The sequence below is a fragment of the Roseovarius sp. ZX-A-9 genome (assembly GCF_028369135.1).
Classification (GTDB): domain Bacteria; phylum Pseudomonadota; class Alphaproteobacteria; order Rhodobacterales; family Rhodobacteraceae; genus Roseovarius.
In genome coordinates this window covers 117,011-141,046 of the sequence record NZ_JAPWHW010000012.1, presented here as the reverse complement: position 1 = coordinate 141,046, position 24,036 = coordinate 117,011, and the positions used below count along the sequence as shown (strand labels likewise).

At 64.4% G+C, this 24,036-nt stretch carries 32 protein-coding genes; 9 read left to right on the top strand and 23 right to left on the bottom strand.

Features of this window, described 5'->3' with window-relative positions; genetic code table 11:
* On the top strand, nucleotides 1–834 hold an 834-nt coding region (locus O3306_RS13530; protein WP_272008197.1), incomplete at its 5' end, for a hypothetical protein.
* Nucleotides 835–873: 39 nt separating this feature from the next.
* Here O3306_RS13530 and O3306_RS13525 read toward each other — a convergent pair.
* From O3306_RS13525 to folK, 13 genes are all read right to left on the bottom strand, one after another.
* On the bottom strand, nucleotides 874–1,206 hold the full coding sequence (locus O3306_RS13525) for a DUF1491 family protein (protein ID WP_272008195.1): 333 nt from the start codon (nucleotides 1,204–1,206) through the stop codon (nucleotides 874–876).
* Nucleotides 1,207–1,258: 52 nt separating this feature from the next.
* Nucleotides 1,259–2,164: a GTPase Era gene (era, locus tag O3306_RS13520; RefSeq protein ID WP_272008193.1), complete on the bottom strand. Its 906-nt coding sequence runs from the start codon at nucleotides 2,162–2,164 to the stop codon at nucleotides 1,259–1,261.
* Between the two features lie 121 nt (nucleotides 2,165–2,285).
* The gene (gene rnc, locus O3306_RS13515; RefSeq protein WP_272008191.1) at nucleotides 2,286–2,981 is read right to left on the bottom strand and encodes a ribonuclease III; all 696 of its coding nucleotides are present in this window, start codon (nucleotides 2,979–2,981) and stop codon (nucleotides 2,286–2,288) included.
* Complete coding sequence (gene lepB / locus O3306_RS13510) at nucleotides 2,978–3,814, bottom strand: signal peptidase I (RefSeq protein ID WP_272008189.1); 837 nt, start codon at nucleotides 3,812–3,814, stop codon at nucleotides 2,978–2,980. The genes rnc and lepB overlap by 4 nt, the downstream gene beginning before the upstream one ends.
* A gap of 177 nt (nucleotides 3,815–3,991) precedes the next feature.
* Nucleotides 3,992–4,405, bottom strand: a complete 414-nt coding sequence (acpS, locus tag O3306_RS13505) for a holo-ACP synthase (RefSeq protein WP_272008187.1) — start codon at nucleotides 4,403–4,405, stop codon at nucleotides 3,992–3,994.
* A gap of 13 nt (nucleotides 4,406–4,418) precedes the next feature.
* Nucleotides 4,419–4,853 (bottom strand): hypothetical protein, encoded by a 435-nt coding sequence (locus tag O3306_RS13500; protein WP_272008185.1) that lies wholly within the window; start codon nucleotides 4,851–4,853, stop codon nucleotides 4,419–4,421.
* A gap of 3 nt (nucleotides 4,854–4,856) precedes the next feature.
* Complete coding sequence (locus O3306_RS13495) at nucleotides 4,857–5,480, bottom strand: LysE family translocator (RefSeq protein WP_272008183.1); 624 nt, start codon at nucleotides 5,478–5,480, stop codon at nucleotides 4,857–4,859.
* Nucleotides 5,477–5,908, bottom strand: a complete 432-nt coding sequence (locus tag O3306_RS13490; protein ID WP_272008181.1) for an ABZJ_00895 family protein — start codon at nucleotides 5,906–5,908, stop codon at nucleotides 5,477–5,479. Before O3306_RS13490 ends, O3306_RS13495 begins: the two co-directional genes overlap by 4 nt.
* Complete coding sequence (locus O3306_RS13485; RefSeq protein ID WP_272008179.1) at nucleotides 5,905–6,675, bottom strand: pyridoxine 5'-phosphate synthase; 771 nt, start codon at nucleotides 6,673–6,675, stop codon at nucleotides 5,905–5,907. Before O3306_RS13485 ends, O3306_RS13490 begins: the two co-directional genes overlap by 4 nt.
* A gap of 111 nt (nucleotides 6,676–6,786) precedes the next feature.
* Nucleotides 6,787–7,449, bottom strand: a complete 663-nt coding sequence (locus O3306_RS13480) for a DUF2062 domain-containing protein (protein WP_272008177.1) — start codon at nucleotides 7,447–7,449, stop codon at nucleotides 6,787–6,789.
* An 18-nt stretch (nucleotides 7,450–7,467) separates the two neighbouring features.
* Nucleotides 7,468–9,603, bottom strand: a complete 2,136-nt coding sequence (locus O3306_RS13475) for a RelA/SpoT family protein (RefSeq protein WP_272008175.1) — start codon at nucleotides 9,601–9,603, stop codon at nucleotides 7,468–7,470.
* A 43-nt stretch (nucleotides 9,604–9,646) separates the two neighbouring features.
* Nucleotides 9,647–10,003: a DNA-directed RNA polymerase subunit omega gene (gene rpoZ, locus O3306_RS13470; protein ID WP_272008173.1), complete on the bottom strand. Its 357-nt coding sequence runs from the start codon at nucleotides 10,001–10,003 to the stop codon at nucleotides 9,647–9,649.
* An 83-nt stretch (nucleotides 10,004–10,086) separates the two neighbouring features.
* Complete coding sequence (gene folK, locus O3306_RS13465; RefSeq protein ID WP_272008171.1) at nucleotides 10,087–10,653, bottom strand: 2-amino-4-hydroxy-6-hydroxymethyldihydropteridine diphosphokinase; 567 nt, start codon at nucleotides 10,651–10,653, stop codon at nucleotides 10,087–10,089.
* A gap of 141 nt (nucleotides 10,654–10,794) precedes the next feature.
* Between folK and O3306_RS13460 the strand changes: the two genes are divergently transcribed.
* Entirely contained in the window at nucleotides 10,795–11,349 is a 555-nt protein-coding gene (locus O3306_RS13460) for a LabA-like NYN domain-containing protein (RefSeq protein ID WP_272008169.1), read from the top strand.
* Nucleotides 11,350–11,378: 29 nt separating this feature from the next.
* Here O3306_RS13460 and O3306_RS13455 read toward each other — a convergent pair whose 3' ends face one another.
* Entirely contained in the window at nucleotides 11,379–12,506 is a 1,128-nt protein-coding gene (locus O3306_RS13455; RefSeq protein WP_272008167.1) for a TIGR03364 family FAD-dependent oxidoreductase, read from the bottom strand.
* A gap of 125 nt (nucleotides 12,507–12,631) precedes the next feature.
* Here O3306_RS13455 and O3306_RS13450 point away from each other — a divergent pair, with 125 nt between their 5' ends.
* The 6 genes from O3306_RS13450 to O3306_RS13425 all read left to right on the top strand — a co-directional run bounded on the left by O3306_RS13450 (nucleotide 12,632) and on the right by O3306_RS13425 (nucleotide 16,267).
* The gene (locus tag O3306_RS13450) at nucleotides 12,632–13,003 is read left to right on the top strand and encodes a cupin domain-containing protein (RefSeq protein ID WP_272008165.1); all 372 of its coding nucleotides are present in this window, start codon (nucleotides 12,632–12,634) and stop codon (nucleotides 13,001–13,003) included.
* 78 nt (nucleotides 13,004–13,081) lie between these two features.
* Nucleotides 13,082–14,032, top strand: coding sequence for a 4-hydroxy-3-methylbut-2-enyl diphosphate reductase (ispH, locus tag O3306_RS13445; RefSeq protein ID WP_272008163.1), 951 nt, complete (start codon nucleotides 13,082–13,084; stop codon nucleotides 14,030–14,032).
* 112 nt (nucleotides 14,033–14,144) lie between these two features.
* Nucleotides 14,145–14,591 carry a DUF3429 domain-containing protein gene (locus O3306_RS13440; protein ID WP_272008208.1) on the top strand — a complete coding sequence of 149 codons (447 nt, stop codon included), beginning with the start codon at nucleotides 14,145–14,147 and terminating at the stop codon, nucleotides 14,589–14,591.
* Nucleotides 14,588–15,184 carry a class I SAM-dependent methyltransferase gene (locus O3306_RS13435; protein WP_272008160.1) on the top strand — a complete coding sequence of 199 codons (597 nt, stop codon included), beginning with the start codon at nucleotides 14,588–14,590 and terminating at the stop codon, nucleotides 15,182–15,184. The genes O3306_RS13440 and O3306_RS13435 overlap by 4 nt, the downstream gene beginning before the upstream one ends.
* Nucleotides 15,177–15,647 carry a ribonuclease HI gene (gene rnhA, locus O3306_RS13430; RefSeq protein WP_272008159.1) on the top strand — a complete coding sequence of 157 codons (471 nt, stop codon included), beginning with the start codon at nucleotides 15,177–15,179 and terminating at the stop codon, nucleotides 15,645–15,647. Before O3306_RS13435 ends, rnhA begins: the two co-directional genes overlap by 8 nt.
* Nucleotides 15,644–16,267, top strand: a complete 624-nt coding sequence (locus O3306_RS13425) for a trimeric intracellular cation channel family protein (protein WP_272008157.1) — start codon at nucleotides 15,644–15,646, stop codon at nucleotides 16,265–16,267. The genes rnhA and O3306_RS13425 overlap by 4 nt, the downstream gene beginning before the upstream one ends.
* Nucleotides 16,268–16,271: 4 nt before the next feature.
* Here the strand turns inward: O3306_RS13425 and O3306_RS13420 are convergent, their stop codons facing one another.
* The 5 genes from O3306_RS13420 to def (O3306_RS13400) all read right to left on the bottom strand — a co-directional run bounded on the left by O3306_RS13420 (nucleotide 16,272) and on the right by def (O3306_RS13400) (nucleotide 18,967).
* Nucleotides 16,272–16,511, bottom strand: a complete 240-nt coding sequence (locus O3306_RS13420; RefSeq protein WP_272008155.1) for a GlsB/YeaQ/YmgE family stress response membrane protein — start codon at nucleotides 16,509–16,511, stop codon at nucleotides 16,272–16,274.
* Between the two features lie 76 nt (nucleotides 16,512–16,587).
* A complete protein-coding gene (locus tag O3306_RS13415) occupies nucleotides 16,588–16,836 on the bottom strand; it encodes a hypothetical protein (protein ID WP_272008153.1) in 249 nt (82 codons plus the stop codon).
* Nucleotides 16,837–16,917: 81 nt separating this feature from the next.
* Nucleotides 16,918–17,823, bottom strand: a complete 906-nt coding sequence (gene fmt, locus O3306_RS13410) for a methionyl-tRNA formyltransferase (protein WP_272008206.1) — start codon at nucleotides 17,821–17,823, stop codon at nucleotides 16,918–16,920.
* Between the two features lie 126 nt (nucleotides 17,824–17,949).
* Nucleotides 17,950–18,444, bottom strand: coding sequence for a peptide deformylase (gene def / locus O3306_RS13405; RefSeq protein WP_272008151.1), 495 nt, complete (start codon nucleotides 18,442–18,444; stop codon nucleotides 17,950–17,952).
* A gap of 4 nt (nucleotides 18,445–18,448) precedes the next feature.
* Nucleotides 18,449–18,967 (bottom strand): peptide deformylase, encoded by a 519-nt coding sequence (def, locus tag O3306_RS13400; RefSeq protein WP_272008149.1) that lies wholly within the window; start codon nucleotides 18,965–18,967, stop codon nucleotides 18,449–18,451.
* A 100-nt stretch (nucleotides 18,968–19,067) separates the two neighbouring features.
* Between def (O3306_RS13400) and O3306_RS13395 the strand changes: the two genes are divergently transcribed.
* On the top strand, nucleotides 19,068–20,240 hold the full coding sequence (locus O3306_RS13395; RefSeq protein ID WP_272008147.1) for a MalY/PatB family protein: 1,173 nt from the start codon (nucleotides 19,068–19,070) through the stop codon (nucleotides 20,238–20,240).
* A gap of 9 nt (nucleotides 20,241–20,249) precedes the next feature.
* Here the strand turns inward: O3306_RS13395 and O3306_RS13390 are convergent, their stop codons facing one another.
* The 4 genes from O3306_RS13390 to cobI all read right to left on the bottom strand — a co-directional run bounded on the left by O3306_RS13390 (nucleotide 20,250) and on the right by cobI (nucleotide 23,983).
* Entirely contained in the window at nucleotides 20,250–20,603 is a 354-nt protein-coding gene (locus tag O3306_RS13390) for a hypothetical protein (protein ID WP_272008146.1), read from the bottom strand.
* Nucleotides 20,604–20,688: 85 nt separating this feature from the next.
* Nucleotides 20,689–21,462 carry a precorrin-4 C(11)-methyltransferase gene (gene cobM, locus O3306_RS13385; RefSeq protein WP_272008144.1) on the bottom strand — a complete coding sequence of 258 codons (774 nt, stop codon included), beginning with the start codon at nucleotides 21,460–21,462 and terminating at the stop codon, nucleotides 20,689–20,691.
* Complete coding sequence (gene cobJ, locus O3306_RS13380; protein WP_272008143.1) at nucleotides 21,459–23,291, bottom strand: precorrin-3B C(17)-methyltransferase; 1,833 nt, start codon at nucleotides 23,289–23,291, stop codon at nucleotides 21,459–21,461. The genes cobM and cobJ overlap by 4 nt, the downstream gene beginning before the upstream one ends.
* Nucleotides 23,282–23,983: a precorrin-2 C(20)-methyltransferase gene (cobI, locus tag O3306_RS13375; protein WP_272008141.1), complete on the bottom strand. Its 702-nt coding sequence runs from the start codon at nucleotides 23,981–23,983 to the stop codon at nucleotides 23,282–23,284. Before cobI ends, cobJ begins: the two co-directional genes overlap by 10 nt.
* Nucleotides 23,984–24,036 lie beyond the last annotated feature (53 nt).

The following is a 24,036-nucleotide window of genomic DNA, read 5'->3' as shown; positions in this document are numbered from 1 at the left end:
CCAATCGAGATCACCGAACCCGAAGTAACGGTGAGCGGCCCCGAAACCGCACTGGCAGGCAGCAAGGTCAAGATCGCATGGACCGGTGCGGTCAGCGATCGCGACTTTGTCACCATCGTGCCGATGGGGTCGGACGATGGCACTTATGGCACCTATATCCGGGTGGATGACAAATCTGACGGCGTGTTGCAGATGCCCGCAGACCCCGGAATGTACGAACTGCGTTATCTGCTGGATGAGGGTCGGCGGACGATGGCAACCCAGCCGATCGAGGTCACGGAGCCGGAAGTGACCGTAAGCGGCCCGGACGAGATACGCGCGGGCGACAAGCTGCGGTTTTCGTGGACCGGATCAGTCAGTTCGCGTGATTACATCCGCATCGTGCCGATGGGTAGCGACGACGATTACAACAAGGGCGACTATGTCCGCGTCGACGACAATACCGAGGCGGAGCTGAACGCACCCGAACAGACCGGGTTCTATGAGTTGCGCTATACGCTGGACGAAGGCCGGCGGGTGCTGGCACGGCATCGGTTCGAGGTGTTGGCCGCAGATGCAGCGCTGAACTTCGGGGCGAGCCTGACCGCGCCCGACACCGCCGCACCGGGCAGCACGATCGAGGTGAGCTGGAGCGTGGATGCGCCCGGCGGCGACCAGCGCATCACGCTGGCGCGCGGCGATCAGGCGATTTTCACCTGGATCACTGCGATCAAGACTGCGGATGGCCCGCCGGTGATGATGCCATTGCCCGATGCGCCGGGCAGCTACGAGCTGCGCTTTCTTGATGTCAGCAAACAGGAAGTGCTGGCGCGCAAGGTGATCGTCGTCGAGTGAGGTGGTGACCGGGTGCTGGCGCGGCCGCGGTGACTGCGGTCAGTCGGCGAGGCCGGGTTCATCCAGCAGATGCCGCCCGGCACGGTCCTCGACCTCGATCACCCACAAATCGGGGTCGAAGCTGCGCTGGCGGGCGATGGCGGCGTCGACCTCGGGTTCTGGGCCTGATGTAAGTTCGGACCAGTGCCGCGCGCCTGACATGATGTCGAAGCCGCGTTGATAGGCGGTCGCGTTTCCATCCAGCGTCGAGAGCTTGATCAGCACCGCGCCTGCGGTGTCGTCGCCATGCGCCACGACGAAAGCGGGGATGTCGTGGACGCGCAGGCGGGCGAGGTAGGCGTGGACCCAGAACTCTGCGGTGAGGCGCGTCATTGCCGGCCGGGGATCAAGGTATTTTTGGAAAGATGAAAGACAGGCATGGGTATCAGTTGCCGTCCTTGAAATTGAGGCCCATCTCGGTGTAACGCTCGGCCTCTTCCAGCCAATTGGGACGTACCTTGACCTGCAGGAAGAGGTGCACGCGGCGGCCGAGGAATTCTTCGAGCTCTTCGCGGGCGGCCTTGGACACGGCCTTGGCGGTCTCGCCGCCCTTGCCCAGGATGATGCCCTTGTGCCCGTCACGCATGACATAGACGATCTGGTCGATCCGCGCCGAGCCGTCCTTGCGCTCTTCCCAGTTCTCGGTCTCGACGGTCAACTGGTAGGGCAGTTCCTGATGCAGCCGCAGGGTCAGCTTTTCGCGGGTGATCTCGGAGGCGATCATGCGCATGGGCAAATCCGCGATCTGGTCTTCGGGATAGAGCCAGGGGCCTTCCGGCACCATTTCGGCCAGCCATTTGCGCAGGGCATCGACGCCGTGGCCCTTCTCGGCGGAGATGAGATAGGTCTCGGTAAAATCGAACCGCTCGTTCATGTCCTTGGTCAGCGCCAGCAGCGTTTCGGATTTCACGCGGTCGATCTTGTTGATCAGCAGCGCCACCTTGCGGCCCTTGGTGACTTCGCCCAGCCCTTCGAGGATCTGCTCGACGCCTTCGGTCACGCCGCGATGCGCCTCGATCAGAAGCAGGGTGATATCGGCATCCGCAGCCCCGCCCCAGGCCGCAGCGACCATGGCGCGATCCAGACGGCGGCGCGGCTTGAACAGGCCCGGCGTGTCGACAAAGACCAGCTGGCTCTCACCCTCGATGGCGACGCCGCGAATGCGCGCGCGGGTCGTCTGAACCTTGTGGGTGACGATGCTGACCTTGGCACCGACCATGCGGTTCAGCAGCGTGGATTTGCCTGCGTTGGGTTCTCCGATCAGGGCGATGAATCCGGCGCGGGTGGTCATGGGCATCTCTTTTCGTGTTGAGAAAGCTCAGCCCATACCCGATCGCGGCGCGCATGGCCAGATGCCAGCGGCGGCATGGGTGTGATTGCAGGCGCTGAAGGTCGCGGGCGGCCCATCGGGATCACCCTTTGCGCGGGCCGGTTTCGAGCCGCGCCAGCAGGGCCGTGGCCGCGGCCTGTTCGGCCTGACGTTTGGAGCCTGCCGTCGCGGACTCGGATTCGCCGCTCTGCAGCGCCGCCAGGATGGTGAAATGCGGCGCGTGATCGGGGCCGGTGCGGGCGGTTTCGGTGTAGCTGGGTGGCGGCAATCCGCGGGCCTGCGCCCATTCCTGCAACGCGGTCTTTGCGTCGCGGGCATCCGATTTGACCGCGCCGACCCGCTTGCCCCAGAGGCGCAGCACGGTGTCGCGGGCCACGTCGAACCCGGCATCAAGGTAGACGGCGGCGATCACCGCCTCCATCGCATCGCCCAGCAGCGCCTGTTTGCGGCGCCCGCCCGAGAGCATCTCGGAGCGGCCAAGCTTCAGCACAACGCCGAGGTCGATCTGCCGCGCTACATCGGCGCAGGTTTCCTTGCGCACCAATGCGTTGTAGCGCGGTGCAAGCACCCCCTCGCTGGCCTCGGGATCATGCTGCAGCAGCGCCTCTGACATGACGAGACCAAGCACCCGGTCACCGAGAAATTCCAACCGCTGGTTATCGCGGCGCGTGGCCGAGGACATCGAGGCGTGCGTGACCGCTTGCACCAGCAAGGCCGGCTGGGAAAATTCATGCCCAAGCCGGGCAGAGAAGGCTTTCAGATCGGCGGAGAGTTTCACTCGAGCCTCTTGAAGAAGCGATCCCCCCGCCATGTCCAGAAATAGAACATCCGGTCGCCCGCGGAGGAAAAGATCACCCGGTTGGCCCGGCCAATGAGGTTTTCGAAGGGCACGAACCCGACCCCGCCCACGGTCTGCGGAAAGCGGCTGTCGGTGGAATTGTCGCGATTGTCACCCATGAAGAAGTAATGCCCTTCGGGGACGGTAAAGACGCCGGTGTTGTCGGATCGCTGATTGGTGATGTTGAGGATCGAATGCGAGTGCCCGCCCGGCAAAGTCTCGGTCTGGCGCGACTTGCTGCAGATGGCCCCTTCGCCCACCACGCCGTTTTCGCAGCGCGGACGCGCGCGCATCGGGCCTTGGGCCTCGAACACTTCGTCAAAGCTGCCGGCATCCGCGAGGCCCACGGGCGCGCCATTGATATGAAGCACGCCTTCTTTCATCTGGACGGTGTCGCCCGGCAGGCCGATCAGGCGCTTGATGAAATCGGTGCCCTGAACGGGGTGGCGAAAGACGACGATATCGCCGCGCTCAGGCTCGCTGCCAAAGATGCGGGTATTGTCACCGTCGAGGAAGCCGCAGATGTCGCTGGCGTCGATGTCGATGCCCAGCGCGCCGATGCGGATCGATGGGCAGGAGGCGTAGGAATAGCCGTAAGCCATTTTATTGACGAACAAAAAATCGCCGATCAGCAGCGTGTCCTTCATCGACCCCGACGGTATCCAGAAGGGTTGGAAGAACAGGGTGCGAAAAACCCCGGCAATCAGCAGCGCATAGACAACAGTCTTGATCGTTTCGACAATTGAATTGGTCTTCTTGTCGTCGCTAGCCATCCGGGGGTCTCCGCCTGAATTCGGTCGCCTGCTTCATGGTCGCGCCCGGCACGGGTGTCAAGGCAAGGCGGGGGGACGGCGGACGATTCGATAAGCCTTCGGCCCGGAGTTTTGGCGCGTTTTTGCTGTTTCAGAACAAAATCATGCCGCCTACCGGGCTTCGATGGTGTGAGGGTTCTATCCTTCGTCACTGCGCAGCGGGCGGGCCTCGATCACCACGAAGGCCTGCGCCCAGGGGTGATCGTCGGTCAGGGTGACGTGGATGAGCGCCTCGTGCCCGTCAGGGGTCATTTCGGCCAGCCGCTCTGCGGCCCAGCCTGTCACCTGCATCACCGGCTGGCCGGTTTCGAGATTGGTGACGGCCATGTCCTTCCATGCAATGCCCATGCGCAGGCCGGTGCCCAGTGCCTTGGAGCAGGCCTCTTTCGCGGCCCAGCGCTTGGCGTAGGTGCCCGGCATATCGGCGCGACGTTCGGCCTTGCGCTGTTCCACATCGGTGAAGACACGGTTGCGGAACCGGTCGCCAAACCGGTCGAGCGTAGCGGCGATCCGCTCGATATTGGCCAGATCGGTGCCGATTCCGAGGATCATGCGCGCGCTCCCTTCACCATAGCTGCGCCCCGATCGCGCCGGTCGCCTGATTGAGCGTGAAGGTCAAGTTCCGGCGTTCAGAATATTCTCCGTTATAGACTTCGACATGGACCTCGAACGTGAGCCCGACCGCCGGGTCATAGCCCGCGTCGAGACTGTCCCAATCAATGCCGCTGAACCCGATGGACGATGTCATCCCCAGCGTCCGGCATTGCCGCCCGCCCAGTTCGTCATGCGGGGGCGACAGGATCAGGATGTGATAGGCGCCTGCCGCCGGTTCGATCACGTCCATCAGCGCAAGGCGCACTTTGCCATTGGCAAAGGTGGCAGTGTGATCCTCCCACGGCTCGACGATGGCATCGGCGCGGGCGATCCAGTCACAGGGGATCACCTGTTGGGCGGTGGCGGGCGCGGCCAGCAGGCTGGCCAACAGAGCAATGCGGTACATCGGTCAGACCTCCAGCCTGGTGGTGAGGATTTTCAGCCCGGCCGCGCCAAAGAGCGCGGCGAATGCCCCGTCGAACCAGCGGCGCAGGCGCATGTAGCCGCGCGCGACACGGGGCGCGGAAAATAGCAGGCCGTAGCCGAAGAACACGCAGGCCGAAACCGTGATCAGCATGGAAAAGAGCGCCCAGACAGCACCGGGGCCCGCGCCGGCCGGCAGCGCGATGGCATAGATCGCGCCCCAGGACAGGATCGCTTTGGGGTTGGTGATGTGGATCAGCGCCCCCCTGAGCCACAGTCGGCGAAGCCCCCGGGCGGCGCGTGTCGATGTGGCCACAGGCGGATGCAGGGCGCGCAGGAATGCCTTGAGCGCCAGCCACATCAGGTAGGCGGCACCGGCGTAGCGGATCACCTCGAACACCCAGGCGTTGGCAAGCATGACCGCGCTCATGCCTGCGCCCGCCGCGATGCCCCAGAAAGCCGACCCGCAGAAGATGCCCGCCGCGATCGCCAGCCCGGCGATGCGCCCCTCGCCCATCGCCGTGCCGGAAATCGCCAGCGTTGCAGGCCCCGGGCTGGCGCCCGCGACGGCCCAGGCAAGCAGCAGGAGGCCGGTTTCGTACCCGCTCACCTGTCATTCCCCCGCGCCTGCCGGCCCAGCTCGGTCGACACGCCGATGCCAAAGAAGAACCGGTTCGAGATCAGGTAGGCCCCCGTGTAGATGCCCAGCAGGATGAGGAACTGCTGCGAGGCAAAATGCGCGATGGCCAGTTTGCCGAACTCGGGCAGCAATCCGCCCGCCAGATAGGCAAGCGCCAGGTTCAGCCCGGTCGCCAGCGCGGTGGCGATCCAGACGAATCCCCAGATTTCGGCCCGCGCGGGCCGTGCCCTGTGGGTGCGTGCGTGGCGCTGCCCTTCGATCAGTGCTGCGATCATCGCGGGCACCAGAAGCTGCGTCGACGCCCCCAGTTCGGACACCCGCCCCTCGAGCAGGCGCACCACCAGCCCCGCGCCAAAGGCCACGGCCAGAAAGACGAGGGCGTAGCGCAGATAATTCATCCGGTGGATTTCAGCGCGTCACCGCGTGCCGCGTCCATCAGAGCGCGCATTTCCGCGATGGCCGGTTTCAGGCCGCGAAAGATTGCCTCGCCGATCAGGAAGTGGCCGATGTTCAACTCGCGCACTTCGGGGAAGGCGGCGACGGGCGCCACGGTGTCGTAGGTCAGCCCGTGCCCGGCATGCACCTCGAGCCCAAGCGAATGGGCGTAGGCCGACATTTCGCGCAGGGCCTGCAATTCGGTGTCGCGCGCGACCAGGCGGCCTTCGGCATGGGCGTCGCAATAGGCACCTGTGTGCAGCTCGATCACCTCGGCACCTATGCGCGCGGCGGCCTCGATCTGCTTGCTGTCTGCCCCGATGAAGATCGACACCCGGCAGCCTGCCTCGCGCAGAGGGGCGATGTAGTTCGCCAGACGTTTTTCCTCGCGGGCCACTTCCAGCCCACCCTCGGTGGTGCGTTCCTCGCGCTTTTCCGGCACGATGCAGACGGCGTGCGGTTTGTGGCGCAGCGCGATCTGCATCATCTCGTCGGTCGCGGCCATCTCGAAGTTGAGCGGCACGGTAAGCGCCTCTACCAGCGCGTCGATATCGCGGTCCGAGATATGGCGGCGATCCTCTCGCAGATGCGCGGTGATGCCGTCGGCGCCGGCCTCTTCGGCCAGTTTCGCGGCGCGTAGCGGATCGGGCGTATCACCGCCGCGTGCGTTGCGGACGGTGGCAACGTGGTCGATGTTCACGCCGAGGCGCAGGCGTTCGGTAATTGGCATGGCGGATTCCTTCGGTCGAATGGACGAGTCGCGTCCAGACTAAGCCTAATGCGCTTCATGCTGAAAGGCGAAAGTCTGCCGCAGGGGCGCGCTATTGCCGGGTGGCGGCTCTCACTCCGCGCCGGGCTTCTTCGCATCATTGAGCGCGGCTTTCTTCTTCAACTCGACCCATTTCTTCTTGAGCCGGTTCTTGCGGCGATTCTGATAGACGATCAGCAATGGCAGGCTGAAATAGTAACACGCAATCCCGGCAATCATCCCCGGTATGATCCCACCGATCATGTAGGGAAAGAACACGTCGTCGTAGAAGACATGCAGCTTGCTCCAATGCGCCACATCATCGGTAAAGAGCGCGTAGAGGTTGTCTATGAAGTCATTGCCAGCATCGACGAACTTGCCCCCCAGCGAGCGGTGCGATTCCTCGGGCATGGTCCCGCCCTTGCCGAGCAGGAAATGCCCGGTCTGAAGCGAGATCGTCGCGATGGCCAGAAATGTCAGGGGGTTGCCAAAGAATGTCGCCAGCAGCGACGCCAGGATATTGCCACGCATCAGCCAGGCGAGGAGAGCGGCGGCAAAGAAGTGAAATCCGAAGAATGGTGTGAACGAGACGAAGACACCGGCAAAGATGCCGCGGGCAATGCGGTGCGGCGGGTCAGGCAGACGCCGCAGCCGGTGCTTGACGTAAAGCGCGGCGCGGCCCCAACCACCTTTCGGCCAGAAGAAATCGGCAACAGCTTTCCAAACGGGTCGCTTGTCTCGACGTTTGAAAACCACCTGGATCGGCTCCTGACATTAAGCTCGTACTACGGCTGCACCTTGCGCGATATCTCTGTGCCTTACCACTTCGGCAACATTGCTTTCGGCGTCCAGTGCGGAAATGACGCTGTGCAGTTGCTCGGCGTCGCGAAGCTCCACTTCGACGAGCAGCCGGTAAAAATCCGGTTTGCGGTCGATGAACGTAAGGTTCGAGATATTGGCCTTCCGCTCGCCGATCAAGGTACAAATACGCCCCATCACTCCGGCATCGTTGCCAATGGTCACATCGAGCGACACATCATAGGCCGCCTCGTGCGTGCCGGCGTGCCATTGCAGATCGACCCAACGCTCGGGCTGATCCTCGAACGCGGTAAGATTGGCGCAGTCGATGGCGTGCAGCACGACGCCGCGCCCACGATAGGTGATCCCCACGATCCGCTCGCCGGGGAGCGGCTGACAGCAGCGCGCACGATCGAAGTGCTGATCCGCGGCGAGGCCGATCACTGCGCGATCGCGGCTGACCTCGTTGCCGTCGGGCTGCGTCAGATCGGGATAGACCGCTTTGAGCACTTCGCGACCGGTCAGCTCGGCGCTGCCCATGCGCGCCAGCAGCTCGTCGACGCCGCCGATGCGCAGCGTGCTGGCCGCGGTTTCCAGCGCCTTGTCGGTTGCCCGCTTGCCGACATGCTCGAAGGCGGCGCGTGCCAGTTCGCGGCCCAGCTTGATGAAGCGGCCACGGTCCAGTTCGCGCAGGGCGCGGCGAATGGCCGACTTGGCCTTGCCAGTGGTGGCAATGTCGAGCCAGGTCGCCTGCGGCGTCTGGCCATCGGCGATGATGACCTCGACCGACTGGCCGTTCTTGATCCGGGTCCAGAGCGGGACGCGCATGCCGTCAACCTTGGCGCCGACGGTGGCATTGCCGATCCGCGTGTGGATCGCGTAGGCAAAGTCAATCGGCGTGGCACCGCGCGGCAGCTTGACCACGTCGCCCTTGGGGGTGAAGCAGAACACCTTGTCGGCGTACATCTCGAGCTTGACCGCTTCGAGAAAATCCTCGTGATCCTCTTCGGCGTCGAACTGTTCGGTCAGCGAATTGATCCATTTCGCCGGATCGACGGCAAACGGGTTCTCGGAGCGCACCCCGTCGCGGTAGGACCAATGCGCCGCAACGCCGGTTTCGGCAACGTCATGCATCTGGATGGTTCTGATCTGCACCTCGACGCGTTTGCCGTCGCGCCCCGAAACGGTGGTGTGGATCGAGCGGTAGCCGTTCGATTTGGGCTGGCTGATGTAATCCTTGAACCTGCCCGGCACGGCGCGCCAGCGCTGGTGGATCGCGCCCAGCACCGCGTAACAGTCATTTTCGGTTTCGGTGATGATACGAAAGCCGTAGATATCGGAGAGGCGGGAAAAACCAATCTGTTTTTCCTGCATCTTGCGCCAGATCGAATAGGGTTTCTTGGCCCGCCCGATCACCTCGGCCGTGATGCCGACTTTGTGCAACTCCTTGCGCATGTCGCCGGTGATGCGGTCGATCACATCGCCCGATTCGCGTTGCAGCGTGATGAAGCGGCGCATGATCGAGGCGCGCGCATCGGGATTGATCACCCGAAAGGCCAGATCCTCGAGCTCTTCGCGCATCCACTGCATGCCCATCCGGCCCGCCAGCGGCGCGAAGATGTCCATCGTCTCGCGTGCTTTCTTGACCTGCTTTTCCGGGCGCATCGCCTTGATCGTGCGCATGTTGTGCAGCCGGTCGGCGAGTTTCACCAGGATCACCCGCAGGTCCTTGGACATCGCCATGAAGAGTTTGCGGAAATTCTCGGCCTGCTTCGTTTCGGAGCTGGAAAGCTGGAGATTGGTCAGCTTGGTCACACCATCCACCAGATCAGCAACCTCGCGGCCGAATTTCTGGGAGACACTGGCATAGGAGGCGCGGGTGTCCTCGATCGTGTCATGCAAGAGCGCGGTCACGATGGTCGCGTCGTCCAGCCGCTGTTCGGCCAGGATGGCGGCAACGGCCACGGGGTGCGAAAAATAGGGATCGCCCGAATACCGGGTCTGTCCCTCATGCATCTCGCGGCCATAATCATAGGCCGCGCGAAGCAATTCTTCATCGGTCTTGGGGTTGTAGGTGCGGACCAGCTCGATCAGGTCTTCGACGGCGATCATGCGGTCCACGCCTCCGGGGCAACGATGGGGCTAAGGGCCGGGCTCAGCCCTGCCCTTGTGCCTCCATCAACGCGCGAAGCAGTTTTTCCTCGGACATGTCATCGTCCTGGGGCTTGTCCGCCTCGCCGCCGCCCATGAGCAGCGCCATGCTGTCTTCTTCGGGCTCGTCGACTTCGATCTCGGTCTGGTTCGACTCGATCAGACGCTCGCGCAGCGCATCGGCGCTCTGCGTTTCTTCCGCGATCTCGCGCAGCGCCACGACCGGGTTCTTGTCGTTGTCGCGATCCACCGTCAGTGGCGCGCCTGCGGAAATCTCGCGGGCACGATGCGCGGCCAACATCACCAGCTCGAAACGGTTCGGGACTTTGTCGACGCAGTCTTCGGTAGTTACGCGGGCCATGAGACCTCCGGTCTAGTCATCCATCAGAAAGCCCGTATCTACGCGCTCGAATCCAGATTTACAAGCGTCGAATCGTCGCCCGATCACAGCGCGACCACCTCTTTACGCGCCTGTTCGGGAAGGGTGTCAAGCATCTCGCTCACCGTGCGTTGCAGCACCGGGTGGCGCCACTCTGGCGCGATGTCCGCCAATGGGATCAGCACGAAGGCGCGATCATGCATGCGCGGGTGCGGCACTATCAACCGATCGGGTGTCGCGCGCGCCTGCTCGTCAGGGGGCAGGTCGTGCCATCGGGCGAATCCTTGCGCATCCGGCAGCACCGTGTCGCCTGCCGCGATCAGATCCAGATCCAGCGTCCGCCGCCCCCAACGCTGCACCCGTTCGCGACCGAACTCGGCCTCGACCCGGTGCAGCACTTCCAGCAGGTCAGCCGGCGTGCCCGCATAGGCCAGCCGCGCGGCTGCATTCACATAGTCAGGGCCCGCCCCGGGCGGGAAACATGGCGTATGGTAAAATTTGCTGACATCGACCACGTCGCAGCCCTGTTTGCCCAGAATCGCCAATGCGGCGCGCAGGGTCTGCTCTGGCGAACCTGCCGCCGAAGGCAGATTTCCACCCAGTGCGATCAAGAAAACGCTACTTGACTTCACGTCGGGCACCCTAGAGTCACGCGTTGGGGCCTTGCCGCGCAAGGCGATAAAGCATAGTTTTGCGCATCCATCCCGCCTCTTTTTCTGACCACTTACCCACTCACATCGACTGGGCGGAAATTCATTCGAAAGGAATTTCAGATGTTTTACAAGGACGAACGGCTCGCGCTGTTCATCGATGGATCGAATCTATATGCCGCCGGCAAATCGCTGGGATTCGACATCGACTACAAGTTGCTGCGGGCGGAATTCATGCGCCGAGGCAAATTGCTGCGCGCATTCTACTATACGGCATTGCTGGAAAACGATGAATATTCGCCGATCCGGCCACTGGTAGACTGGCTGCATTACAACGGCTTTTCGATGGTGACGAAGGCGGCTAAGGAATACACCGACAGCCAGGGCCGCCGTAAGGTCAAGGGCAACATGGATATCGAATTGACCGTCGATGCGATGGAATTGGCCCCGCGTGTGGACCATATCGTGCTGTTCTCCGGCGATGGCGATTTCCGCCCGCTGGTCGAGAGCCTGCAGCGTCAGGGTGTGCGTGTTTCGGTGGTCTCGACCATACGCAGCCAGCCGCCGATGATCTCGGACGAACTGCGCCGCCAGGCCGACAATTTCATCGAGCTGGACGATCTCAAAGACGTGATCGGCCGCCCTCCGCGCGAAGTGTCACCTGATCGTGAAGATTGAATGTGACCGAATGCCGGTGCCGGGTTCCGTCAGCCGCTGCCAAAAAGCGTGCCGATGACGCCCCGTGCAACGCTCAGCCCGTGGGTCATGCCCTGCCCGTTGGTCAGCGTGACCGCCGTCACTCCGTCTAGTGGGTGCAGCACCAGCGCCGATTCTCCCGGCAGGTGGGCATAGCACCCGATCCATCGTTTCGCGATTTCTGGCTCCGGTAACGCCGCCAGAGCCGCCAGTTCACCCAGTAACAGTTGGTCGACCTCCTCGGAGCGAGCCGGGCCCGCCCCGTCCCCGTAATGATGCGAATCGCCTATCGTCAGGCTGCCATCGTCCTCCTGACAGGCGATGACGTGGATGCCGTTTGCCAGGCAGGCCGCCTGTCGGGCCTGCTGATGCGCCTTGAGCGCAGATAGGCCGGAGCAGTCGGCGAACACGCTGTAGCGGGTCATGCTGAGCCCGCCCAACAGGAACGGGTCCAGCCGCCATGTCGCGGGTTGCGGCACCGTGCGCAGCATCTGAAGGCGGCAGCGCGTGACGCCGCTGGCGGCAAAGGCTTCGGGCAAAAGCGTAGCGAACTCGTCGCCCGCGCACACAATGACGTGATCTGCGTGGATCGCGCCGGTCGCGGTTTCGACGATGTTTCCGGCGATCGCGCGTGCCTCGGTGTCGAAATGGAACGTGACGCCATGCGCGCGCTGCAACCACGCGGCCATTTTCGCCATGGCCTGCCGTTGATCTACCTTCCAGGCATCCGGGCTCCAGATTCCGCCCAGCAGATCCGCCTGCAGCGGGACACCGGCCCGGTGCGACAAATCAGCGCCGGAGACAAGCTCGAAGGCGTGGCCCTGAGCGCTGGCGCATTCCTCCAGCACTTGCATCTCTTCGGGGATGCGCGCGGCAAAGAGGCACCCGGCGCGCCGCATCGAAATCCCCGCCCCGGCGGCGATCTGTTGCCACGCCTCCAGCGCGGCACGCGCGCTGTCCAGCTCTGGCCCCGGTTTCTGCGCGACGATGGCCAGCATTCCGAAATTGCGCACCGACGCACCGTCTGCCGCGCCTGACCGCTCGACCACCGCGACCGATAGCCCCGCCTGCGCCGCGTGCCAGGCATGGGCCAGCCCGATCATGCCCGCCCCGATGATGACCAGATCGTATCGCTTCATCCGAGCCTCCCTGCTGTCGCCGCAACCCTGCTCGGCAGCGCGGCTCGGTGTCAAGCATGCCACTGGGCGCGGCGCGGAATCCGTGTAGGGTGCCCGTACTTATTCGAATGACCGGAGCCACGCTCATGATCCCCTACCGTCCGGGCGACGATGTCGGCCCTCTGGAAGACTGGCCTTTCGACAACCCCGCTAGCGCCTATGTGATCCGCGCGGGCAACCCGCGCTGCTCGGGCCGCATTGATGCGGGCGGGCCGGGTCATGCGACGCGGCTGGGGATCTGGCGCTGCACGGTGGGCAGCTTTGATTGCACCGAACAGGGCGACGAGTTGATGACGATCCTTTCGGGGCGGTGCCGCCTGACCGACCATGCCAGCGGCAAGACCTATGATCTGGAGCCGAATGACAGCCATTTCGTCCGCGACGGCACGCGCGTGACATGGGACGTGACCGAGGATTTGACCAAGGTTTTCTTTGGCCACAAGGCAGGCGGATACTGAACCGTCGGGAAAATCCGCCGCCCGGCGGTTTACCTCGCCAAGGTTAGGCCCTACCTCTGGCGCGACAGGAGATATGTGATGACCAAGCCGCCCCTAACCCTCTATCTGGCCGCGCCGCGCGGGTTCTGCGCGGGCGTGGACCGGGCCATCAAGATCGTCGAAATGGCGTTGGAGAAATGGGGCCGTCCGGTCTATGTGCGCCACGAGATCGTGCACAACAAATACGTGGTAGATGACCTGCGCGCCAAGGGCGCCGTGTTCGTCGAGGAACTGGAAGATTGCCCCACGGACCGCCCGGTCATCTTTTCCGCGCATGGCGTGCCCAAGGCGGTGCCCGCCGAGGCCGCGCGCCGCGAGATGATCTATGTCGATGCCACCTGCCCACTGGTCAGCAAGGTGCATGTGGAGGCCGAGCGCCACCACGAGGCCGGGCTGCAGATCATCATGATCGGCCATGATGGCCACCCCGAGACCATCGGCACGATGGGTCAGCTACCACCCGGCGCGGTGCTGCTGGTCGAGACCGCCGAGGATGTGGCGGGCCTGAACGTGCGCGACGAGACGGCATTGGCCTATGTCACGCAGACCACGCTTTCGGTCGATGACACTGCCGACATCGTCGCCGCACTCAAGGCGCGATTTCCGACCATTCGCGGGCCGCACAAGGAAGACATCTGTTACGCCACCACCAACCGGCAAGAAGCAGTCAAGGCAATGGCCAGCGAGGTCGACGCGATGCTGGTGGTGGGCGCGCCAAACTCTTCCAATTCGCGGCGTCTGGTCGAAGTGGGCGCGCGCGCGGGGTGCAGCTATGCGCAACTGGTGCAGCGTGCGGGTGATATCGACTGGCGCGCGCTGGAGGGGATGCGCAGCCTTGGGCTGACCGCTGGCGCGTCGGCGCCCGAGATCTTGGTGAACGAGGTGATCGACGCCCTGAAGGCGCGTTATGACGTGACGATCCGGCAGGTCGAGACAGCGGTCGAGAATGTCGAATTCAAGGTGCCGCGCGTGTTGCGGGTGCCGGCGTGAACCCGCAATTCCTGATCACTGCGCGCGACCGGGCGATGCGCTGGCTGAGCCACAGTTTCGCGGCACTCTTTGCCGCACTTGTCGTGCGTCTGGCGCTGGAGCCTGCGACATGATGATCCCGCGCTCTGCCCTGCTGCTGAGCCTCGCGGGGCTGATTCCGTTCTTGTGGGGAGCGGTGACCGTGCTGCTGCCGGATCTGGCGCTCTGGACGGCGCAGACCGTGGGCGGGCGTTTTGTCGGGCCTTACGTGATGCTGTTTTACGGCGCGATCATCCTCAGCTTCATGTCCGGGGTGCTCTGGGGGTTTGCCACGAAGCTGCAGGACGCTCAGGCGACGACGGGTTACGCGCTGGCAGTGATCCCTGCCCTTTGGGCGTTTTTCATGACGGCGGGCGGGCCGACCGGTGCGGGCATTTCCTTGATGGTGGGGTTTGCCGGGCTGCTGGGGCTCGACTGGTTGTTCTGGCATCATGGGGCCGCGCCGGACTGGTGGATGGCCCTGCGGGTGCCGTTGACGGCGGTGGTGCTGACCTGTCTCGGCATCGGAGTGTTTCTATGAGTGCCGATGACGAAACCCTCGGCGTGTACGGAGCGCAGGCGGCGCGCTATGCCTCCTTTACCGACAACATCGGCGATGATCCGCATCTGGCCCGGTTCATTGCCGACATTCCGCCCGGCGGGCGGGTGCTGGACCTCGGCTGCGGGCCGGGCACGGCAGCGGCGCGGATGGCGCAGGCAGGGCTGGTGGTGGATGCAACGGACGCAGTGCCCGAGATGGTGGATCTGGCGGCAGCGGCGCATCCCGGCGTGACCGCCTGGATCGCGACATTCGACGAGATCGCGGGCGTCGAGCTCTATGACGGGATCTGGGCCAATTTCAGCCTGCTGCATGCTCCGCGCAGCGCGATGCCCACGCATCTGGCAGCACTGCGGACCGCGTTGAAGCCCGGTGGACGGTTCCATATCGGTGTCAAGACCGGCAGCGGCGCGCAGCGCGACGGGCTCGGACGGCTATATACCTATTACGAGGAAGAAGAATTGACGGAGCTTCTGACCGCCGCCGGGTTCACCCCGCGCGGCCAATGGACCGGGGCCGATTCCGGACTGGACGGCACCGTGGCCCCCTGGGTGGTGATTGCGGCCGATGGTTGATCTGATTGCCTATACAGACGGGGCCTGTTCGGGCAACCCCGGGCCGGGCGGCTGGGGTGTGCTGATGCGCGCGATGCGCGGCGATGCCGTGGTCAAGCAACGCGAACTGAACGGCGGAGCTGCGGAGACCACCAACAACCAGATGGAGCTGATGGCGGCGATCAGCGCGCTGGAGGCGCTGAAACGGCCCAGCAAGCTGACGATCGTGACCGACAGCCAATACGTCAAGAATGGCGTCACCGGCTGGATCCACGGCTGGAAGCGCAACGGCTGGCGCACGGCGGCGAGAAAGCCGGTGAAAAACGCCGAGTTGTGGCAGCGGTTGGATGCGGCACAGGCACGCCATGACGTGACCTGGGAATGGGTCAAAGGCCATGCTGGACATCCCGAGAACGAACGCGCGGACGAACTGGCCCGTGCGGGCATGGCGCCGTTCAAATCCTCGACGAGAGATGCCGGATGACCGCGCTGTCCTTCCTCGACTATTCGTCGGTGCTGATCTTTGCGCTGACCGGCGCGCTGGTGGCCAGCCGCGCGCAGCTGGATCTGGTAGGCTTTGCCTTTTTCGCCTGCCTGACGGCGGTGGGTGGCGGCACCCTGCGCGACATGATGCTGGCGCGCGACCCGATCTTCTGGATTGCCGATCCGACCAGTATCGTGATCGCGGTGGCAGCGGCGCTGCTGGTGTTTTTCACCGCGCATCTGGTCGAGAGCCGCTATCGCTGGCTGCTCTGGCTCGACAGCTTTGCGCTGGCCGTTGCCGTGCCCGCAGGTGTTGCTGTGGCGCTTCTCATGGAGCAGTCACCGCTGGTGGTGGTGCTGATGGGGATGACGACCGGCTGCATGGGCGGGCTGATGCGTGACGTGGTCGTTGGCGAGGTGCCCCTGGTGCTAAGGCAGGGCGAGCTCTATGTCAGCGCGGCCTTTGCCGGCGCGGCGCTGGCGGTGGGGATGGATGCCTGGGGGTTCGAGCAGAGCCACGTCCTGATCGGCTGCGGCGTGGTGACATGGGCGCTGCGGGCCGGTTCGCTGACCTTTGGCTGGTCGCTGCCGGTCTATCGCAGCCGCCCGCCCCGCGCGTAAGACGCTACTTGCGCCGCCAGTAGGTTTTCCACAACCAGATCAACAGCATCGCGCCCAGAACCGCACCGACAAAGCCGCCGAGCAAGCCCATCACGGTCGCCGCAAAGCGCAATAGCACCCCGCCGATGACCGCGCCGAGAATGCCGATTCCGACCGTGGTGACGATATCCGTCTCAAGCCGCATCAGCCGCGTGGCGAGAAACCCGGCGGCGGCACCGATGATGATGAGTGCGACTATGGGCATCAGCGCGCGCCTCGCCGCCGCTCATCCGCCCGGCGGGGCGCCTTCGCCAAGACGGCATGACAGGGCTGCAATAACATCACCGACGACCCCCGCCACGCCAATGAGTCGGCACGATGATCAGCGCGCCGATCGCGGACAGGATCGCGTCCACCCCGGGCGCGCCAATACGCAGGCCGAACATGATCCGCACGAAGTAAAACAGGAAGGCGCCACCGACGCAGATGATGATCGATTGCAGGTAGCCATTGCGGGTAAAGCCGGATTTCTCCGACACGTAGCCAACGATGCCCGCGATCACCACCGTACCGATCAGAACTGGAAACATCGTCGCCCCCCTGCGTGAAGCCTTTCAGAATTTGTGGCCGTCTCGCATTTGATCCCTGCCTTGGACCATCTGCAAGACGCCTCAGAGCCGCGTGCCGCGCGGCACCGGATGGCCACGCAGGAACGTCTCGCGATCCTGCGCGCGCGCACCGGCCCGTTGCAAGCGCAAAAGCTGCACAGCGCCTTGGCCGCAGGCCACTGTCAGCGCATCATCCAGCACCTCGCCGGGCGCACCGCACCCCTGCCCCAGCCTTGAACCCAGCAACTTGACCCGTGCGCCATCCATCTCGCACCACGCGCCGGGAAAGGGCGACAGGCCCCGAATATGCCGGTCCACCTCTGCTGCGCGCCACGCCCAGTCGACGCGGGCCTCGGCCTTGTCGATCTTTTTTGCATAGGTGACACCGTCCTCCGCTTGCGGCTGTGGCAAGAGGGTGTCCAATTGCTCCAGCGCCTGGCAGATCAGCCGGGCACCGATCTGCGACAGACGGTCATGCAGCGCGCCGGTGGTTTCCTCGGCCCCGATGGCCGTCGCCTCGCGCAACAGCACCGGCCCGGTGTCGAGCCCTGCCTCCATCTGCATGATGCAAACCCCGGTCTGGGCGTCGCCTGCCATGATCGCGCGGTGGATCGGTGCCGCGCCGCGCCAGCGTGGCAACAGCGAGGCATGAATGTTCAGACAGCCTCGCGCTGGCGTATCCAGCACCGCCTGCGGCAGGATCAGCCCGTAGGCCACGACCACCGCGACATCGGCATTGAGCGCAGCAAAGTCAGCCTGCACCTCGGCCGGTTTCAGACTGACCGGGTGGCGCACCTCGAGCCCGAGCTCTGCGGCGCGCGCATGCACCGGCGTCGGCCTGTCCTTCTTGCCACGTCCCGCAGGCCGGGGCGGCTGACAGTAGACCGCAGCGACCTCGTGGCCAGCGGCCACCAGCGCCTCCAGCACCGGCACCGAAAAATCGGGCGTTCCCATGAAGATGATCCGCATCGTTCCCCCGGCGTCTGGTTCTGGCTTCACCGTCAGTTATGAGTATTTTTGGCAAAATGAAAAATGGAAACTGCGCTTCATTTTGCTAGAAATACTCAAATCCGACGGTCACAAACCGCGAGACGCTCAGCTGTATTTCCGCGCCTTTCGCAGCAGCATGTCGCGTTTGACCTTGCTCAGACGATCAAAATACATCCGCCCCGCCAGATGGTCGATCTGGTGTTGCACCGACGTGGCCCACAGCCCGACAAAATCGCGCTCTTCGATCTCGCCTTCGGCATTGAGAAACCGCACGGTGACGGCCCGGGGCCGCTCGACCGGGGCCGAAACGCCGGGCAGGTTCGGGCTGGCCTCGATATGGCGTCGCAGCGTCACGCTGGCGTGCAACACTTCGGGGTTGGCCATGCGCACCGCCTGATCGCGGGTTTCAGAGGCATCAACCACCGCCAGTTGCAGCATCACGCCGATCTGCGGCGCGGCGAGGCCAACGCCCGGCATGGCCTCCATCGTGTCGATCATGTCGGCCCAGATGCCGCGCACTTCGTCGTCAATGGCCTCGACGGGCGCGGCTGCGGTGCGCAGGCGCTTGTCCGGCCATGGCAGGCAGCGGCGTACCGGCACCGGCTCAGGCCCGCGCCTTGTCGCGTTTCAGCTTTTGCATGCGCCGGGTGATCAGCTGCCGCTTCATCGGGCCCAGGTAGTCGATGAAGAGCTTGCCGTCGAGATGGTCGATCTCGTGCTGCACGCAGGTCGCCCAGAGGCCATCGAACCCCGCGCTCTGCTCGTTGCCGTCGCGATCGATCCAGCGCAGTTCGACCTCCGCAGGACGGGTGATCTCGGCAAATTGATCGGGGATCGACAGGCAGCCTTCCTCGTAGACGTTGGTCGCCTCGGAGCGGGCCGTGATCTCGGGATTGAACATGATCGTGGGCCGTGGTGCCTGGCCCTCTTCCTTGACGCAATCAAGCACGATCAGCCGCTCGGTCACGCCCACTTGCGGTGCGGCCAGACCGATGCCCGGCGCGTCATACATCGTTTCAAGCATGTCGTCCGCCAGGCGGCGCAGCGCATCCGAGAGGTCACCCACGGGGGTGCAGACCTTTTTAAGGCGTGGATCGGGATGGATGAGGATCGGCATTTTCATGGCCGTTCATGTAGGACATGCGGGCTGGCTCTGCAACGGGCTTGCGCCCAGACGTCAATCGGCTAGCTTGCCCCGGGAAATACCAGAGGATCGCGTGTACATGAGTTTCGACCAGATTATCGACCGCCGGGGCAGCAACAGCAGCAAATGGGATATGATGGAGGCCGCCACGGGCGTGGGCGCCGAGGATGCCATCGCCATGTGGGTTGCCGATATGGATTTTGCCGCGCCAGATTTCCTGCAGGAAGCGGTGCAGGGGCTGCTGGACAAGGCCAACTATGGCTATTTCACCGGCGAGGCCGAGATGAAGGATGCCGCCGCCTGGTGGATGCGCGAGCGCCACGGCTGGACAGCGGAGCCGGACGCGATGTTCTCGACATACGGGCTGGGCAACGGTATCGCGATGGCCCTGCAGGCCTTTACCGAGCCGGGCGACGAGGTGATCATCTTTTCCCCCGTCTATCACGAGTTCGCCAGGAAGATCGCCAAGGGCAAGCGCGTGGTGAAGGAAAGCCCGCTGGTGATCCAAGACGGCGTCTACCGCATGGACCTCGACGCGCTGGAAGCCTCGCTCAGCGGGCGCGAACGCGCGGTGCTGTTCTGTTCGCCACACAATCCCGCGGGCCGGGTCTGGTCGCGCGAGGAGTTGCAGGCGCTGGCGGCCTTCTGCGTGCGCCACGATCTGCTGTTGATCTCGGACGAGATCCATCACGATCTGATCTACCCTGACCAGAAACACATCCCGATGGCGGTCGCGGTCCCCGAGGTGTCGGACCGGCTGATCATGCTGACTTCGGCTTCCAAGACGTTCAACATTGCCGGTTCGCGGCTTGGCCTTGTCACCATCGCGGACGAAGGCTTGCGCGCGCGGTTTGCCGACGTCTACCGCGCCCTCGACGTATCGCCCAACCTGCTGGGCGTAGTGCTGACGCAGGCGGCCTACAGCCCGCGTGGCGCGGCATGGGTCGATGCGCTGGTGCGCTATCTCGATACCAACCAGCAGATATTTCGCGGGGCCGTCGCCGAAATCCCCGGCCTTTCGGCCATGCCGATGCAATCGACCTATCTGGCGTGGGTTGATTTCACCAATACGGGCATGTCGATGGAGGAAGTCACGAAGCGGGTCAAACAGGGGGCACGTCTTGCACCCAACATGGGCGCCGATTTCGGCACCGGCGGTGAGCAGTGCATGCGGTTCAACCTCGCCCTGCCAAAGGCACGCCTGACCGAGGCCACGGACCGGCTGCGCGCGGCATTCTCTGATCTGCAGTAACGGAGCGCGTCAGCCGTCCTTTTCGATCAGCGCGACCGGGGCATCCGGTGCGCGCACAAAATCCAGCGGCTGACCGCCCGAGACATCCGAACGCTGTTTGAAATCGAAAAAGATTTCACCATCCTCTGCGCCCGAGGCCATGATCAGACAATGCGCAAGGTGGCGCGACCCGTCATAAAGCTCGACCAGACCACGCGGCGGCGGAGCATCGTCAGCAGCCACAGAAAAGCCGTCAGCCCAGATGCGCCGCACCCGGTAGCTCGTATCGTCCGCGACAATCCTCAGCCGCTGCGATTTCAGCAGCGCCGCGTTGCGCGCGGCATCCAGCCCGGCCTGCACATCGGCCGGTAAATGGGTGGTCATGGCAGAATCCCCCTCCTGCAAATTGCGTCAAGGATGGCCGATTCTCTATTCCAATCAAGTCAAGGTTTTGTAAAACCCGCAAAAATTACTCGATTGCCGCCACTTTCGGGCGCAGCACATGCGGAATCTGGGGGTCATAGAGCGCGCTGTCGCGGAAGTCGCGCACCTCTCCCAGCACCGGGCCGACAAGGGTCAGCGCCGTGCGGGTGATCTTCTGGCTGCGCACCTTGGCCTGAATGTCGCTTAGCGTGCCACGGATGAACATCTGATCCGGCCAGCCGACGCGGTAAGCCACCACCACCGGGCAATCCGCACCGTAATAGGGCGTCAGCACGCGGGAAATCTCGCGCAGGTTCCGTACCCCCAGATGAATCGCCAGCGTCGCGCCGGTGCGGGCGAAATTCTCCAGCGTCTCGCCATCGGGCATCGAGGTCGATTTCATCGACACCCGGGTAAGGATGATCGACTGCGCCACTTCGGGCACGGTCAGCTCCTGCCCAAGCGCCGCCGCCGCGGCCGCATAGGCTGGCACACCGGGGATGATCTGGTAGTCGATCCCATCGCTGCGCAGCCGCCGGATCTGTTCGGCGATCGCCCCGTAGAGCGACGGATCGCCCGAATGCACCCGCGCCACGTCCTGGCCACGCGCATGGGCGGCCAGGATCTCGGCGTGCGTGTCATCGAGTGTCATCGCGGCGGTGTCCATCACACGGGCACCTTCGGGCGCGCAGGCCACCACTTCGGGCGGCACCAGACTGCCAGCGTAAAGGCAGACGGGGCAGGCCCCGATGATGCGCTGCGCCTTGAGCGTCAACAGCTCGGGATCCCCCGGACCGGCACCGATGAAATAGACTGTCACAGCGCCCCACCTTCTTCTTTGTCAAAAATACGCGTCTCCTCCGCCAGATCGCCGTCGATTTTGCGCGCATAGCCGCGCGGCGTGAACATGCGTGGCCCTTCACCCAGCTGCGCCAGCCGGGAATTGCTTGATCCGACCAAGACAACGGTCAGCATGTCCACCTCATCGACCTCCAACTGGTCAAGCCGGCGATAGCGCACATGTTCTTCGGGACGCCCCAGCGAACTGGCCAGCATCACCGGCGTATCGGCGGGACGATGCTGCAACAGGATATCGCGCGCCTCGGCCAGCAGCGTGCGGCGGGACTTGCTGACCGGGTTGTAGAAGGCAATGACGAAATCGCCCTCTGCCGCCGCCTGCAACCTGCGCAGGATATCGGCGCGCGGCGTCAGCAGGTCGCTCAGGGAAATCGTGCAGAAATCATGCCCCAGCGGCGCACCGGCCCGGGCCGCCGCCCCCTGCAGCGCCGAGACACCGGGAGAGCAAACCACCTCGACCCGGTGCGCCGCATCCGACACGCCATGTTCATCCGGCCCGCGATCCAGCAGTTCAAAGACCAGAGCCCCCATCGCGTAAATGCCTGCATCACCTGAACAAACCAACGCAACAGCCTTGCCCAAAGCGGCCTGTTCCAAGGCATAGCGACACCTCGCCTCTTCGCCGCCCAGCGGGAAGTCGCGGCGCGTCTTGCCAGCGGCCAAAGGCCCCAGAAGATCGATGTACAGCCCATACCCCACCAGTTCCTCGGCATCGGCAATGAGGCGGCTCACCTCGGGCGTGCGCCAGGCCGCCTGGCCCGGGCCGATGCCGACCACGCTGAGCCGACCGCGCGCGCGGCCCGGCATGGCGGTGATCACGTCGTCACACCGGCTGACGGCACAAGTGGTGGTCGCAGTCTTGCGCTTTTCCACCACCAGCACGCCCCCTGCCGCCAGCGCGGCTCCTTCGGCGACGCCGTGACAGCCCACCTCGGCAAAGACCACGTCCGAAGGGTTCGCCAGATGCGGTGTCTGGGCCTCCAGTTCCGCGGCGGAAAAGAGCCGCAGCGGCACGCCCAGCCGCGCGGCCACGACGTTCATCGCGGGTTCGTCCGCCTTGATATCGATCGTCGCGACACAGGCCACCGCGCCCGGCGCAATCTGCGCCTCCGCCAGCGTGGCGCTGACATGCTCCCACATTTCCTCCGGGTCGGCGTTGCGCGCGCATCCCAGCCCCAGAACGTGGCGTTGCGGATGGTAGACCAGCCGCGCCTCGCTCCCTTGCTGCGGCGTTTCGCAAGTGACCAGCTCGACCGCACCGCCGGTATCGGCGATATCGAAAATGGCTTCGCCGGTGATGCGCACGCCGGCCCCTGACAGCATCGCCGCCATCGCGCCCCTGGCATCCTCGGGATTGGCCAGCCGGTAACCCGGTGGCGGCACATCGAGCGCCACCCCCATTGCCACATCGCCCGCCGTCGTCACGGCCGCCACCGCGCCCAGCCCGGCAGCAATCTCGGCCGCCAGCCGATTGGCACCGCGATGCCCGCCCAGAAGTGGAATCACCACCGCGCCATCATCGCTGACCGATACCACCGGCGGCTCGGTGCGTTTGTCCGACAAGAGCGGGGCCACGCCGCGGATCAGGATGCCCGAGGCGCAGACGCCAATGATCGGCACGCCCGCGGCAAAGAGATCACGTACATGGTCGAGCGCATTGGCAAAAAACGCATCGGCGCGTGTCACGCGGCCCTCGCGCCCGTGCACCGCCGCGCCGATCAATGCCGCGACACGGTGCGCGGTCGCTTCGCCAGAGGCGCCAAGCGCCAGAACAACGGGGTTTACAGCCACGGATCGGCACCTTTCGTAAGCAGGATCATCGAAAAATACGGCGCGCTGTCAGGGGCTTCGGCCAGCGGACAGACCACCTCTTGGGGCAGGCTGGCGCGTTCGATGTAGACCGCGCGATCCGTCAGGCCCAGCGCCTCTATGACGGCGCGTACTTTGGGCAGGTGGCGCCCCACTTTCATGATCGCCACGCTCTCGGAGCCTTCGATACGCGCGCGCAGTTCAGCCTCGGGCAACGGGCCGGGCAGAACCATGAGACACTCGTTGCGCGCAGCCAATGGCATCCCGGCCAGCGCGGCACAGGCGGTTACCGATGTGACGCCGGGCACGACCTCCACCTTGAACCGGTCGCGCAGACGGGCAAAGAGATACATGAACGAGCCATAGAAAAACGGGTCGCCCTCGCATAGGCAAACCACGTCCTCGCCCGCCTGCAGTACTTCGACGATCTCTGCCGCGCCCTTGTCATAGGCGGCCTGGGCGGGCGCGCGGGCGGTGGTCATCGGCACGTCCATGACAATCTCGCGGGCGCTCGCCGGAATCGCAGCCGCGGCGATGGCGCGGGCAAGGCTGGTACCGCCTGCCAGGGACGGATAGGCCACGACACGCGCCCCGGAAATCAGCCGATGCGCGCGCAGTGTCATCAACTCCGGATCGCCCGGCCCCAGCCCGACACCGTAAAGCACACCGCTCATGGGGCGAACCCGCCCCTGGCTTTCATCTTTCCAAAAATACCTGGCTCTCCGCG